Below are 14,918 nucleotides of genomic sequence, written 5' to 3'. Positions count from 1 at the left end.
TAAATAAGCCCACTTTAGAAACAAAAGAACCCATATTGCCGAAGCAATATGGGTTTCGGTACAACTGAATTTAATTACGCGAACGCGCCATAAATCACAGAGGTAATTGATGCCAAACCGCATAGCAGCGTAAAGATTTGCGCTGGCTTAGAGGTACTGAATGGCTTCATTGCAGGAATAATACGCATCGCCACAACTGGCAGAATGAACAGGATTGCCGCAATCATTGGAGCACCCATGGTTTCAATCATACCTAAGATACTTGGGTTGATAATTGCGACGATCCACGTGGTGATCACGATGAACAGTAAAGAGATTAATTCAATTTTCTTCACAGAAACTGAAGAGCGTGATTTCACTAAACCAACCAGACCTTCGTGCGCACCTAAGAAGTGACCAAAGTAACTAGAAACGATAGCGGCGAATGCCACGATAGGCCCTAAGTAAGACAGGATTGGTGATGGGTTAATGTTCGCAATATGGGATAACACGCTGATGTTTTCTTTCTTCGCGATTTCTAACTCAGCTGGGCTCAGTGACAGTACTACAGAGAATACGAAGAACATCACGAAGCCAGTTAGCATAAATGCTGCACCGCCAGTGATCATGTCAGTTTTAATCACGGCTTGGTCACCAAATTGCTGACGTTGGTCTTTTGCAAATTGGCTGATGATTGGGCTGTGGTTAAAAGAGAATACGATGATAGGAATTGCCATCCAGACAACAATCGGCATTGCGCTCCAATCTGGTGCGACTTCTAACATCGACGTATTCCACTCAGGGATCAGGTACAGAGACAATGCTAATAAGATGAAGACTAATGGATAAACCATCATAGAAGTGAGTTTCAGCATTAAATCACGACCGAATACCACACCTGCCGTCATTGCTGCAATTAACACTCCAGACAGCAACCAACGTGGCAGTGGGTCCATACCAATTTGGTTCACTAAGAATGAGTCTACTGTGTTAGTGATACCCACGCCGTAAATTAATACGATTGGGTAAATCGCAAAGAAATAAGCAAAAGTGATGATATTCGCGCCTGTTTTACCGAAATATTCTTCCACAGTATCGGTGATATCAGCATCGTGTTTCTTAGCCGATAAAACAAAACGCGCTAACCCTTTATGAGCTAACCAAATCATTGGTGTTGCAATTAAAGCTAATACAACTAATGGCCAGAAACCACCCGCGCCAGCTTTAATTGGCAGAAAAAGAACCCCCGCACCAACGGCGGTACCAAAAAGAGATAATACCCAAGTGAAGTCTTTATACGTCCACTTACTAGCAGGTTTGTCTGTCGTGTTTACTGCGGTTTTTATTGTGCTCATACCGTCACTTCATCGTTTTAAAATGGATAAAAAAAGATGCGCGAATTTTGCATTAAATGCGTTAGAGCAACTAGCTTATTTTGATTAATCTTTCTGGCTTTTTGGTGTAGATCTCATATCTGAATCTAAAAAAATGACAATTTGTTAATAATCGCAAATAAATTTTTATCATTTGATTGAAAATACCCAAACACCACATCAAAAAAGCGTAGAGTTTTTTTCTTTTAAACCTAAGTATTAACCGAAATAAATATCGATAAAAAAAATGGCCCTTTTAGATTGTAGAATTAACAAGGAAAATCAATTCATTGATTTTCGCCTGATAACACAAAGAGGGAAAAACCACGCTTTTATCCCTCTTTGTCAGCAACATAATGGCTAGAATAATTTCTAGCCATTTTAGATGGAGAAATACCTATTTTGTTACAAATAAACAGGCACTAAAATCTCGGTAGCAATCACAACAACGATAAGCCCAACTAATACAGGAACCGAGGTTCTTTTCACCACTTCAAACGGTGAAATCTTCGCCATCCCCGATACCGCAACCACCACCCCAGAAACCGGTGATAATGTACGACCTAAGTTAGATGCCTGTAACATTGGGATGACAAGGTAAGCTGGGTTGACGCCCATTTGCTTCGCTAAGTGAGGGATCAATTCAACGAATGCGTAGAATGGTGCGTTACCAGAACCTGTCGTCATCGCCGCTAACATGGTGATCACCACCAGCGCAATCATCATCACAATCGCGCCTGAACCAAAGGATTGTGCTAAGTCGATCAAACCTTTAATAAAGCCGATGGTGCTTAGACCCTGTGCGAAGACGCCGGCTGCCACTAACAGCATCACGACGGTTGCAAACGCATCCGCCATGCCTCTATAGCAAACTTCTAATCCGCCATAGACATGTTTTGCACTGAAGCTACGAATAAATTCAATGATTGCAGCCATGATAATACAGCCAACAATAATGGTGACGATATGCAGTTCAGGTGCCCATTTACCATCAAACACTAATACACCGATGATTGGGGTAAACGGTAAAATCGCGTAGAAACCCGGTGCGTGGGTTTTGATTTCATTCACATCCAGCATTTCGGTTTTAACGTGCTCTTTTCTATCCAGAAAACGCTGCCAGAAGAAGTGAGCCACTGACATCGCAACAATGGCAGCGATGGAGATAGGCAGTGTGGTTTTGAATGCGAAATCAATCAGAGGCATTTCCGCTGCTTTCGCCGCTAAGATAACGTCTCCAGACGTTGGTGCCAGAATGATAGCGGCGGGTGACGCACAGATAGCCGCTGCTGCGCCACGGCTGATCCCGACGTTAACCATCACAGGGAACAGGGTTGCCATCAATAACACCCCTAAACCTGTTGCCGATGAAACTGCCAGTGACATCAAGCAAGCAACAATATACGCCGCAACCATCAATAAGTATGGGGAGTTGATCATTTTCAATGGCTTGGAGGCAATTTTAACCACCACGTCATTCGCACCAATGTGAGTCATATAAGACGCAAACCCACACAGCACCATGATCATCATACCGAGGTCACCACCTCGGCTCATTAATAAGAACTTGATGTATTCCAGAATATCAGTAACGCGCCATCCCGTTGCTTTCACTGATTCTGGTAAAATGCTTTTACCCATTAACGCGGTAATAATCAGGAGTAAAATACCCCCCGTCATTAATACCCCTGTTGCAGAGTAACCCTTTATTATATAGCGCCCAACTCCAACGGCGACCAATACGCCTATTAAGAGCTCAATCATGTGTTTCTCCTGCCCGTCTCATTTTGTAATTATTGGAGGTACTCTGCCTAAAAAAAAAGCGAAATACACTGATAATGATCATAGTGGACAATATTTTTAATCTAGAAATAGATAAAAACACAAGTCAAAAAAATATTATTTTTTGACTAAGCAAAAGAAATGAAACTCAGGGGCGTTAATCATTTAAACTAAAGTCAAATAATAGTCATTTGAACGATATTAAATGGCGTGATTATTCACATAATGACAATCATAAATAATGTAGGATTAACTGCAAAAATTAGCGCGAGAATAACTCAAATATCATGTCACCAAAAAAACCTCGGTATTGCAGATAACGAATTTGTTTACCCTTCTCTTTAAAGTCAGTTGGGATTTCATCACCAAACTTTTTACTACGCACTTCAGCTGCTTTTTCAAACCAATCCACATCAAGCTCGGCAAAATGGTGTTCGACTAATGTCTCAGCAAATCCTTTTTGGCGCATTTCTTGTTTGATCCGCAAAGGCCCATAACCTTTACGCGCATACCCCTGCAATAACAGCGACACCACGCGGTCATCATCCAGAAAATGCTGCTCACTCAGTTTGTCTAACACCCCTTCAATCAACTGCTCATCGATAATGCCTTCATTTTTCTCATACATACGGCGCTTCATACGGGTAAATAACTCCGCTTTGCCATAATCGCGTCTGGAAAGTAAAAATAGGGCATATTGGTACAGTTCAGGTTGGGTCATTGTCACATCTAGCTCATTAAAAAGGGCACTGAATTCAGTGCCCTATTCGCATTAGTCAATCAAGATAGATTAATGCACTTGAGCACCACTAAGAAGTTTATAGATTGTATCAGGAGTATAGCTACCGTCCTGATAATAAATAGTCCAATCCGTGATATGGTCACGCGTTAGCGGATAAACGCCTCCCTCTTCCATGGTTTCTACGTAAAATGGGTGGTTAATCAAGCGGCCTTCAAATTGGTCACCGTTCCATGTCAACGGCTCAAACCACATATGTTCGTGTCCCTCGTCGCCATCTTCATCTTGATAACTAATGCCGCATTTGACTAGGAAGCGCCACTCTGATTCTTCCTCTTCTTCCGATTTTCCGAGTAGCTTCGCAAATAACCCTTTTTTCGGTGCGGCCGGTTTTGGACCATAGTTATCTAACATATGGGTGAAATATTCCCAACGCAGTCTGGCTTTGCTGGACATATCCGCCGTTTCTTCATCGGTACGCATAAACATCATCGCATTTTGGTCTTCAAACCCTTCGAAGAAACTTTCCAATGTTGGGTTTTCTTGAGTAACACGGAATAACATTACGGACGGATGCTGGTGAGATTCGTCACGATCGTGCCAATCCCCCATAAAGCGCTCAGAGCTCATATCACCAAACTCGAAGTTCATCTCTTCCAGTGGTTTTAAATTATCAATCGGTGTAGAGGTTCCTACATGAAGGAGACCTTCTTCAAAAGGCACCGCCACTAAATACTCATAGCCGGTTTGTGTTTGCCCAATGAAAATCGGTTCATTAAAGTCGATTTTTCCGTTGGTAATGCTGTTGTTCACAAAGCTCCAGAACAACTCAGGGATCCCATAATAAGACGCAATCGGGTGTGGAATAATAATTTCCGCTTCCGATAAACCGCAACGTGCTAAACCATGAGTATGGAACCAATATTTGGTTGGCGCGGAATCTTCTGAGTTTTCATCGTGATCGTAAATGGCATGTACCACATACAGAGAATCAATGCTTGGCATTAAATCGTCGATTAACTGGAAGTTAAGCCATTCACGGGTAAAGACTTTACCTGCGGCAGAAATATCCAAGCCCAATAATAAATCAGGCACTAAAATTTGAATAATTTTAAGCTGCTGTAAGTAGCTCACCAAAGGCTTTTCTTGGAATAGGCATTCAACCACCACCGCTTGAGGCGCATTGCTCGCTTCGGCATACAGCTCTTGGCTAATAGGATCTGTCGCGAAATACGGGTTAATGGTGTATTCAGGGTCGCTTTCCACAAGCGAAATGTAAAAACGTAACTCTTCTTCACCACGTTTGCAGGTAAAGAAGAAACCGCCGCCTTCTTCATCAGGCAGGTAGTCGATTTCCCCTTCAGTAAAATAGGTTTGCTCTTCCAGACGCTGTTCAAGTTGTAGGGAGGCCAGCTCTGACGCAGGGATTGCCACCATCATCGAGGCTTCTTTTTCCCCGTTTCCAGCAGCAATATCAAGGTATTGTTGTTTATTGTTCACTATTTTGCCCTGTTATTTATTATCTTACCGGAGGATATCAGCTTATATTCGGTAAGAATATTGTGATTATTCTTAACCCAGTCAGATAGGCGTTTAATCTCTCATATTTAAACTAGGAGCACCAATCATCATTATTTGATGCGACGTAATTCCACTTTTCATCCCGTATTCACTAGGGCACAATGAGAATCAGCATCACCGATGTTGTTGATGGGTAAAATAATGTTGGTGGGTGAAATAATCCTTTCTTATATATAGGTTTTGAAAATAGAGGTTTTACAACATGGCTGATTTATCTGAGAAGCAAAAAGAATATATTGATGACCTCGCGATGCAGCGCGTTTTTGATATGAATAATGATGATGTCTTAATTAATGCGCTGGAACAAAAAATCCACAATATGGAAGCACATTTAAAAGACTACTTCCATGAGCGTGTTCAGTTTCATCAGAAAAACAGCAAATAATACTGTTCTTATTCTAATGTGTGCTGAAATACCCAGAGTTTCAGCACCCTCTTTAACGCCTCAATAATATCCTTCCTATATTTTAGTCATATCCATCATATTGATAATAATACGCATTTATCAGTAGCGGAATACCATTAAAATAGCACCATGAGCCATATTATCAATTATAATGTATGTTAAGCTTCCATCGATAATTGTAAGCTAATTAAATTAAGATAATTTATTATTTCCTTCATTCTATTCTACTAATCATTGAGTTCATTATGACACGCATTCAATACAGCGCAGCGCTGCTACTTTCCTCTTGTCTGGCTGCCCCCGCCAGCTTTGCCGATAGTGATACACCACTATTTTCATTAAGCATGAGCGAATCTGGCGTTCCTAAAGCGAATAACGAAGGAGGAGTGACTCGTTCATCGACGACTGAATCCCGAATTTTACCTTTTTGGGGAGATGAAGCACGCGCTAGAGGTTATGACCTGCCGGAACCTTTTGGTGTTGGTTACAGCTATATGAACCTGCGACAAGATATTGTGGTTGATTCGATTGGCTTTATTATGCCCAAAAACCCAGAGACAGCAAAAGCACTGAGCATTGATGCGGGTCATACACGTGAAAAAAGTGAAAGCCACACCCTCAGAATCGATTCATGGGTTTTTCCATTCTTAAATGTTTATGGTTTATATGGCCATACTAAAGGCACATCACGTACAAAGCTCAATGGTGGCACCTTTGATCTAGGTTTTGCAAAACTGCCATTAAAATTTTTAGAAGGTCAGCCATTTGACTTAGATTTTAAAGGTAAAACCTATGGCGCAGGATTCACACTGGCCGGTGGATATAATAATTTCTTTACAACCTTTGACTTGAACTATTCTAAAACTAACTTAGATATTCTTGATGGGGATATCAAAGCGTTAGTCATTAGCCCTCGAATTGGTTATGAATTTACATTTGACCCACTTATCGCTGGCCAAGGTAATACCAAAGTCCAAATTTGGACAGGTGCTATGTACCAAGATATTACCCAGCGTTTTCAAGGGAATGTTAACAATTTGAATCTTCCTGCTGATTTCCAAAATTTTGTTAATGCCCTTGATGATCCTGGAATGAAATTCGACGTTAAACAACACCTTGCCCATAAGTGGAATAATACCGTCGGTGCTCGCGTTGAATTAACCCGCAACTTTAATGTCCTTACCGAAGTGGGCTTTAATAACCGTAATAGCTTCTTTATTTCAGGCGAGTTCCGTTTTTAATGTTACAACAGAAATACCTGCGTAGGCTGACACTCCTCAGCCTTATCTTTGCCTTCTCCTCGCAAGCACAAATCCTTCCTGAACGGGGAAAAATTGATGGTTGGCTCAGCGAACTTGGGGGCGAAAACAGCTTTGATGAATCCAAAATTATCGACTGGGGCGTTTTACCGGGGCCTTTTTATACCCCTGAAATGGGATTAGGTGTCGGAACCGCTTTAGTGGGCTTGTATCGTCTCGACAAACAAGACACTAAAACTCAGCCCTCTTCGATTGGGTTAAGTGGTTTTGCATCATCCACAGGGGCTTTTGGACTCAACTTCACTAACTACAACTTTGTAGATAGTGACCAATGGCGACTGTTTGTCTCCGGCACCATTAATAATGTTCCGACGTATTATTGGGGCAAAGGATACGCAGCAGGTAAAAAAGAGAGTAATAAAGAAAAATATCATTCTCAAGAGTTCAAAATCACCCCAAGGGCTTTATACAAGCTAACCGATGCCACCTATGTGGGACTGGGATGGAATTTTTCGTCGATCAATGCCAGCGACCCCGATGAAGGCGCAAAAGCTTACTTCTCGCAGTCAGTTGGTGGTCGTTCGGTTATTAGCTCAGGCGTCAGCGCCTATTATAGCTATGACACCCGAGACTTTTTACCCAACGCACACCATGGGCAAACACTCGAAGTCATCTACACCTATTTTTCACCTAACCTTGGTAGTGATACCCGTTTTCAAGCGACCCAGTTGCAGTATGCTTATTACCATGAGCTCACAGAGAAAACTGTCGTAGCTATTGATAACTATGCCCGTTTTACTACGGGAGATGTGCCATGGAACCAGCTTTCTTTATTAGGTAACAGTAACCGCATGAGGGGTTACTATGAAGGGCGCTATCGGGATAACAATATTTTTACTAGCCAAATTGAGTTACGCCATAAATTAGACTGGCGGCACGGGGTTGTTGGTTGGCTAGGTACAGGAACCATGAGCGACTCTCCCTCAGAGTTAGGTGCTGGACACTGGCTACCAAGTGCCGGAGTGGGTTATCGTTTTGAATTTAAGCCTCGGATGAATGTGAGACTGGATTTTGGTGTTGGTCGCAACAGTACGGGGGTCTATTTCCAAGTTGGTGAGTCTTTCTAATGTTTAAGCTGCTAATAACTTCATGTTTTTTATTTATGCTCGTCGCCTGCCAAACTCGCGAAGAACTGAACCTACCTGCAGCGAATCTTAATCTAGATACGACGTCTAACGAGGAAGCATCCCAAGCGTGGCCTATTCTACAAGATCTCAAAGCCCCTCAAGGGCTCCGAGCCTGCTGCGCTTTTGGCTATGATCTGCAAGCCGAAGTGGCAGGCATTCCCGTTCCTTTCTATACCATCGATAACATTGTTGAAGCCAATAATCTCGGTGAGCACCATTATAATGATAGCTACTTGGCTGCCACCGAAGGTCTAATGGGGATCAGTGACGAAAAAGTGGGAATTATCTACACCACAGATGGCGGGTTTATTGATATTGCCCATGTTCGAGATACCGCCGACTATACGTTATATCTCTTTAGCCAGATTTACCCAAAGCTTGGTGAAGAGTGGACATTAACTCTCAGCGATGAACTCGCGAGCAGACAAATCCATTTTTCCGCCTTTACACCACCAGTCTCCCCCGCAGAGCGCTACACGTTAAGTACCTATCTAGCGGCCAAACTCGCGTTTCAGTTAGCCGCTTGGCATGAAATTGCACAATGGTATGGTTATCAATCGGTTCCCGGTTTTTCTGAGGGGATATCCGCCTTCTCTCCCGAAGACTTATATTCCAACTTAGTGGGTGCAAGGCTGGCGAGTTCGCTGATTTTACAAGGTCGTGCTGAGTCACTTGCGATATTCTCGCAATCGCTCGAAGCACTGCTTCCTATTGCATTACATCAACTTGGGGCTCAAGAAAAACCCTTAACTCGCCATGCATTTAACAAAATTGATGGGCTTTGGTGGAATAGTTCGAAGCGTGTTCCAGATAAATTTTTAGTGCTCACGCGCGATTATGATACCACCGATAACCGCTATCCATTTTTACCTACTCAGGCTGTAGCAACTTTGGGGCTAAAACTCAGTTTGCCGTCGGAATATGCAGGATTTACGTTATCCTCTCTCGCACAGTTTCGCTTAGTCCCCACCGATCATATGGCACAACTTCCTATTCCAGAAACATATTGGACAGTTGATGATTTCAAACGGCTCGCTGAGAATGCAAAAATTGAAGATCAGAAACAGCAAACTGTGCCATTCAACGACTAAAAAGGTCGTCGATCAATAGTAATATTTAGCTGAAACAAAAGGTCAAAAAACGGTCTTTTTTTTGACCTTTTCACGCATTGAAAGTCGATTTAGATTCTGTATTTTTAACAACCAATACCACTCATAAAATGCGAAACACCCCATTTTGTTTAAAATTTAGACTGCTGATTGATTATTTTTTAAACATAATACCCCTACAATACACCTGTCAATTGTTTGAAAACCAATCAAATTTAGCTTAAATCAGATGATTACAAAATGAAATCAAAAACAAAAATTGATAAATACAGCATTGAAAATATAAATAATGCAATTATATATAATCTAAAATCATTAAGTTAAAATAAATCAACACTTAATGACATACTAATACAGAAATTTAGTTAATGTGAGTCGGATAAAGGTAGCTCGTGAAAAATTATTCTGCTACCATTCGCTCGATTTTTGTTCAGAGAAACATAGGAGAAGCAAATGCCCTCTCGAACGATGAGGACAAACGCCGTCTTCGCTTTCTTATTTTTACTTTTGTTTTCGGGCCTCAGTTTTGGCTCCACCAGTACCAGTACGATGCTTAAAAAAGACTTCACACTGAAGTCGGCACAAAACTCAAATCAAGCAGAAACACCACTGCCTGATATGCGTAAATATCCGTCTGGTACTCCACGTAAGAAAGCGTTTTTGAAAACGATTGTCCCGGTGATTGAAAAAGTCAATCAACAGATTATGGAAGAGCGTAACTGGCTGCTTTCCGTGCGCACAAACACCAAATGGAGCGCCCAAGAGCTACGTCGCCTAACTCAGATCTGCGATAGTTATGGCATCAGTTGCAGCAACCCAAAACGTATTAATTGGGATAAGCTGTTAAGTCGTGTAGACATCATGCCAACACATTTAGTTGCGACACAAGCGGCTACAGAGTCTGGTTGGGGTACTTCTCAGCTTGCTCTACAAAACGGAAATTTATTTGGTATGCGCTGTGGTAGCGGTTGCCAAGTTAGCAAAGGAAAGATCAAAGGCTACTCAGCTTACGCTTCTGTTGAAGCAACAGTGACTGCCTATATGAAGAACATGAATACCCATAACGCGTATGAGTCTTTACGTCACTCGCGTGCTAAACAGCGTCAATCACAAGATGAGTTAGACTCCGTCAAGCTGATTAACGATATGAAAGGGTACTCAGAGTTAGGTTCATCATATAACCGCTATTTGAAAGAGATGTACGCGAGCAACGAAGAATTGATTACACAAGCTCAAAAAAGAGCAGCGACTCGCAGCTAATTTTAGTATCTACACACCAGGTACACAGTATAAAAATCCACTTTTTCGAAAGTGGATTTTTTTTTGCATTTTTTCCCATCCACTCGAAATATGACAACCCACCCCGCCCCAGCTATACTTCTTAAACTTTGAGTCTTGAGTCTTGTATAACTTATTTTCCCTATCCCCGATTTACTCTAAATAATTCGGGTTTTAGGTAGGCGGCAAGAGAAGATATCCCTAGGAGCATACATAAGTATGTGACTAGGGGAGCTGAGCGCAGCCAACACCCCTAAAATTCGAAGTATGACGAGTAAACATAAGTATGTGACTAGGGTGGCAATACGATGAAAACACCGCGACGGCGCGAAATATGACGAAATTCCGATTGCATCGGAAAATAGAATAAATATTATAACGCTCCATAACAAATAACACCTGAGTCTAATATGAATTTCTTCTCATTTGAGTTTCTTGGCTCTTTTTTAGTTTTTTTTCTTATTTATTGGGGCTGCCAACCCAGCTCTAAATTGCAGAATGGGTTGCTCATCACAGCAAGTTATTTCTTTGTCTACTCATTTAGCCCTGACTTTGCCTATATTCTGTTTGGCTACACGTTATTTATCTATTTGCTCACCAACTGGGCAACGGTTTGGTTATCTAACCGATGGGTATATTCGTTATTAGCTGTCGGGATCATTGGCTGCTTTACCGCATTTAAATATTATTCTTTCTTCCAAGAAACTATTCAGCAAACCCTCGATAAGTTTGGATTTAGCGTTGGACTGCCTGTGCTGGAACTGCTGGCACCATTGGGGCTCTCTTTCTACGCCTTCCATTCCGTTAGTTATACCGTTTCGGTGTGCCGCAAAGAAATTGAAAAAGCCGACTTTTTTGACGTTGTATTATATTTGGCTTTTTTCCCAAGTATCGTGGCGGGTCCAATTAACCGTGCGAAAAACTTTTTACCGCAAATCCAAGCTGAAAGCCGCGTTATTCTCGACTCTCGCCGCACCATTTTGTTAATTAGCTTAGCACTGGTAAAACTGTTTCTATTCAGCTCTTACCTTGCTGAAAACTACGTTAATCCGGTATTTGATGCTCCCGCAGGCTTTAGTGCAGGGGAAATATTAATTGCCACCTACGCTTACGCGTGGAATATCTATTTTAACTTCTCCGGTTATACCAACTTAGTCACGGGGATTGCATTGCTATTAGGTTTTAGAGTGCCACTTAACTTTAATGCCCCATATTTAGCCACCAACTTGCAAGATTTCTGGAAACGTTGGCATATCAGTTTATCGACCTTCATCATGGACTATATCTATATTCCATTGGGCGGTAGCCGCAAAGGATTTGTGCGCAAAAATATCAACGTATTAACCGCAATGTTAATTTCAGGTCTGTGGCATGGCGCAGCAATGACGTTTGTTATTTGGGGCGCGATCCATGGCTTAGGAACGGTAATTTTTAATATTAAAACTGAGCTAATGAAAAAACTGGGGAGAACCCACTTAATTCCCAATGCCCACGTTTCAAAATTACTTGCACGAATTCTGACTTTCCATTTTGTCTGCTTTGCATGGATTTTCTTCCGTAGCCCATCGTTTGATGATGCGCTGGTAATGCTCAATCAATTTGTTGAACCTGGATTTATCGCCTCAATTAGCGCGAACCTCGGATTACTGATTGCATTCTGGTTACTGTTCCTCGCCTACCCTTATTTTGTTCAAGGCTATCAGTATGTAGCCAAGAAATATCAAGATATCGCTTGGTACTATTACCCAATCCCACTAGCCATCGTGTTGACGATTATGTTTATGCTTTCACCTTCGGGAATGCCAGGATTTATCTATGCTAACTTCTGAGTTTAAAAATAACCTGAAAAAAACCGGACAAGTGGTGCTGATTGTCATCATCACGGGCTTGCTACTGATTTGGTTAAACCAAAGCTCCTTAGAGCGATTCTGGCAGCAAAAGTATCACCAAGATACCCCATGGGCGAAAATCAGCGGAAACCCTGTCTGGGATTACGGGAGCGCGTTACATGATGGTGTCCAAGAAGCGGGGGCAACTTTTGCCTATCACGCGTCTGGGCAAAAGGCTGCCGAAGATAAACTTGCCGCCCAAATGGCCGCTAACCACAAAACGTTAGTTTTCCCGCAAGATTTCCGTGTCGGGCTACACTTTGTTAATGGTTATATTCATCCCGCAGAGAGCTTATCGGTCACGTTCCCTGAGTTATTAAAACGCCCTCAAGCTCGCGCTAAAATTTCGGGACGAACTTTTGCTGGCGTGACTATTGCGCAACCTGAAGGGCCTGTCGTTCAAAAACAGATAGCCAATATTGCTGCGGGGGATCAGGTATTGTTTGCTGGGGACTCCATGATGCAGGGTGTCGCTCCCCATGTTAAAAACATGCTGTTGAAAAAGTATAACATTGAGAGTATTAACTTAAGTAAGCAGAGTACGGGTCTTGCGTACCCTAAATTCTTTAACTGGCCAGATACCATTGCCAAAGCATTAAACGATAACCCGAACATTAAAGTCTTAGTGGTATTTTTAGGGCCTAATGACCCGTGGGATATGCCACCACAATCGGGCTATAAGTATGTGAAATTCAAGAGTGAAGAGTGGGAACAAACCTATCGCTCGCGTATCAGTGAAATTCTCTCCACCGCACGCCAACATCATGTCGATGTGATTTGGGTGGGTCCACCGAATATGCGTAAAAACACCCTTTCCGATGGAATGAAGTTCCTACGCGGTCTCTACCAAACCGAAGTTGCGAAATATGGCGAAATGTACATTTCTGCCAATGACGTCTTTAAATATAAAAATGACGACTATTCCGACTATATTGGGGATGGTAGCAATGCTATAAAATTGCGCAGTGGTGATGGGATCCATTTCAGTGGTAAAGGGCAGCAAATGATTGCCGAAAGCGTATTTTCACTGATCCATTTCGAAGAGGAAAACAAGGAACCTCATGAAACTGAACAACCAGAATCAGGTCAAGAGCAAGCTACTCACAGCTAGTGTTATTACCCTGCTGTCATTAGGCTTAGTCTCTTGTCAAACCCCTGATACTAAACGCGGCAAAACGTCGCAAACTCAGTGGCAAGCGCCTACAGAGCAAGGGCAGTTAGTCAACAACAGCGAACCAAACTTAAGCCAATTGGCGTCAAAACTGCGCCAAGGTGGTCAACAAGTCCATATCGTCCAGATAGGGGATTCACACACGGCTGCCGATTTTTTCACGGGTGAATTAAGAGCATTGTTCCAACAACGCTATGGAGATGCAGGCCCTGGTTTTGTACCGCCAATTTCGGTACCGGGTCAACGCACCGCCACCATTAATCGCGTCAGTGATAAGTCGGATTGGTCACTTTCCAGTAGCCGTAAAGACGAGCGTTTTGACTACCCGTTAGGTGGATTGATAGCTGAGCCACAAGGTAGCAAGAGCAATGTTTTATTAAAGCCATTGCAGCCTGTTCAAAATAGTTATCGCTTACAAGCACTGTACCAAAGCTCAAATGGTGCCCAGATGCAGGTTTCGCCATCCTCGTCTTCGACGGTTGCCTTACCTGCCACAGGAAATAGCTGGCAATTTTCTGCACCAGTGAGTACTCAATTGCCATCAACCGTGTCAGTTGGTGCGGCAAGTAACCTCAAAGTGGGTGGATGGTTAGTCCGTTCGAATAAACCCGGCGTGATGTTATCCGCCATCGGTTTGAACGGCGCGACCATCAACATGCTGGATAAGTGGCAACCGCAGTGGAGCGCCACGCTGGCACAAATGTCGCCAGATATGGTGATTTTAGCCTTCGGTACCAACGAAGCGTTTAATGACACCCTGAATTTGGCGGCTTACGAGCAAAACCTACGGGATAAAATTCGCCAGATCCGCCAGCAGTCGCCTAATGCGGTGATTATGTTAGTGGGCCCGAGCGACTCAATTAAATTCAGTAATGCTGCGGGTTGTAGCGCACAGATGCCGGTGAATTTGATGGATGTGATCCGCATTCAGAAAAACATTGCAGCTCAGGAACATACGCTGTTTTGGGATTGGCAAGCTAACATGGGCGGGCCTTGTTCTATCCGCGCATGGGCATCACAAGGTTTAGCCCGTCCTGATAATGTGCATTTCTCTGCGGATGGTTATAAGAAAAGTGCACAGGCTCTATATAGCCAGTTTAATCAGATGTTGAAATAAACCTATTTCGTTATCTTCACATACAAAAAAGTCAGCTTACCGAAGTAA

At 42.6% G+C, this 14,918-nt stretch carries 12 protein-coding genes; 8 read left to right on the top strand and 4 right to left on the bottom strand.

Going from position 1 to position 14,918, the window contains the following annotated elements; translation table 11 throughout:
- Positions 1-74: 74 nt before the first annotated feature.
- The 4 genes from QS795_RS01960 to QS795_RS01945 all read right to left on the bottom strand — a co-directional run bounded on the left by QS795_RS01960 (position 75) and on the right by QS795_RS01945 (position 5,373).
- Positions 75-1,334 carry an amino acid permease gene (locus QS795_RS01960; RefSeq protein WP_286271092.1) on the bottom strand — a complete coding sequence of 420 codons (1,260 nt, stop codon included), beginning with the start codon at positions 1,332-1,334 and terminating at the stop codon, positions 75-77.
- Positions 1,335-1,757: 423 nt separating this feature from the next.
- On the bottom strand, positions 1,758-3,116 hold the full coding sequence (dcuC, locus tag QS795_RS01955) for an anaerobic C4-dicarboxylate transporter DcuC (protein ID WP_036955315.1): 1,359 nt from the start codon (positions 3,114-3,116) through the stop codon (positions 1,758-1,760).
- 280 nt (positions 3,117-3,396) lie between these two features.
- Positions 3,397-3,855 carry a regulatory protein RecX gene (locus QS795_RS01950; protein WP_154638687.1) on the bottom strand — a complete coding sequence of 153 codons (459 nt, stop codon included), beginning with the start codon at positions 3,853-3,855 and terminating at the stop codon, positions 3,397-3,399.
- A 69-nt stretch (positions 3,856-3,924) separates the two neighbouring features.
- Positions 3,925-5,373, bottom strand: a complete 1,449-nt coding sequence (locus QS795_RS01945; RefSeq protein ID WP_286271089.1) for a DUF4026 domain-containing protein — start codon at positions 5,371-5,373, stop codon at positions 3,925-3,927.
- Positions 5,374-5,656: 283 nt separating this feature from the next.
- Here QS795_RS01945 and QS795_RS01940 point away from each other — a divergent pair, with 283 nt between their 5' ends.
- From QS795_RS01940 to QS795_RS01905, 8 genes are all read left to right on the top strand, one after another.
- On the top strand, positions 5,657-5,839 hold the full coding sequence (locus QS795_RS01940) for a hypothetical protein (protein ID WP_154602027.1): 183 nt from the start codon (positions 5,657-5,659) through the stop codon (positions 5,837-5,839).
- A 266-nt stretch (positions 5,840-6,105) separates the two neighbouring features.
- Entirely contained in the window at positions 6,106-7,101 is a 996-nt protein-coding gene (locus tag QS795_RS01935; protein WP_286271088.1) for a hypothetical protein, read from the top strand.
- Positions 7,101-8,246, top strand: a complete 1,146-nt coding sequence (locus QS795_RS01930) for a BamA/TamA family outer membrane protein (RefSeq protein WP_286271086.1) — start codon at positions 7,101-7,103, stop codon at positions 8,244-8,246. The genes QS795_RS01935 and QS795_RS01930 overlap by 1 nt, the downstream gene beginning before the upstream one ends.
- Positions 8,246-9,397, top strand: coding sequence for a DUF4056 domain-containing protein (locus QS795_RS01925; protein WP_286271085.1), 1,152 nt, complete (start codon positions 8,246-8,248; stop codon positions 9,395-9,397). Before QS795_RS01930 ends, QS795_RS01925 begins: the two co-directional genes overlap by 1 nt.
- Positions 9,398-9,868: 471 nt before the next feature.
- Positions 9,869-10,675, top strand: a complete 807-nt coding sequence (locus tag QS795_RS01920; RefSeq protein ID WP_154602023.1) for a protein bax — start codon at positions 9,869-9,871, stop codon at positions 10,673-10,675.
- A gap of 428 nt (positions 10,676-11,103) precedes the next feature.
- On the top strand, positions 11,104-12,522 hold the full coding sequence (locus QS795_RS01915) for an MBOAT family O-acyltransferase (RefSeq protein WP_318626786.1): 1,419 nt from the start codon (positions 11,104-11,106) through the stop codon (positions 12,520-12,522).
- On the top strand, positions 12,509-13,693 hold the full coding sequence (locus QS795_RS01910; RefSeq protein ID WP_286271082.1) for an SGNH/GDSL hydrolase family protein: 1,185 nt from the start codon (positions 12,509-12,511) through the stop codon (positions 13,691-13,693). The genes QS795_RS01915 and QS795_RS01910 overlap by 14 nt, the downstream gene beginning before the upstream one ends.
- Positions 13,644-14,870, top strand: coding sequence for an SGNH/GDSL hydrolase family protein (locus QS795_RS01905; protein ID WP_272522289.1), 1,227 nt, complete (start codon positions 13,644-13,646; stop codon positions 14,868-14,870). Before QS795_RS01910 ends, QS795_RS01905 begins: the two co-directional genes overlap by 50 nt.
- The last annotated feature ends 48 nt before the right edge of the window (positions 14,871-14,918 follow it).

This window comes from Providencia zhijiangensis (assembly GCF_030315915.2).
Classification (GTDB): domain Bacteria; phylum Pseudomonadota; class Gammaproteobacteria; order Enterobacterales; family Enterobacteriaceae; genus Providencia; species Providencia zhijiangensis.
The sequence above is the reverse complement of the archived record's forward strand: the minus strand, read 5'-3'. Positions and strand labels throughout refer to the sequence as shown.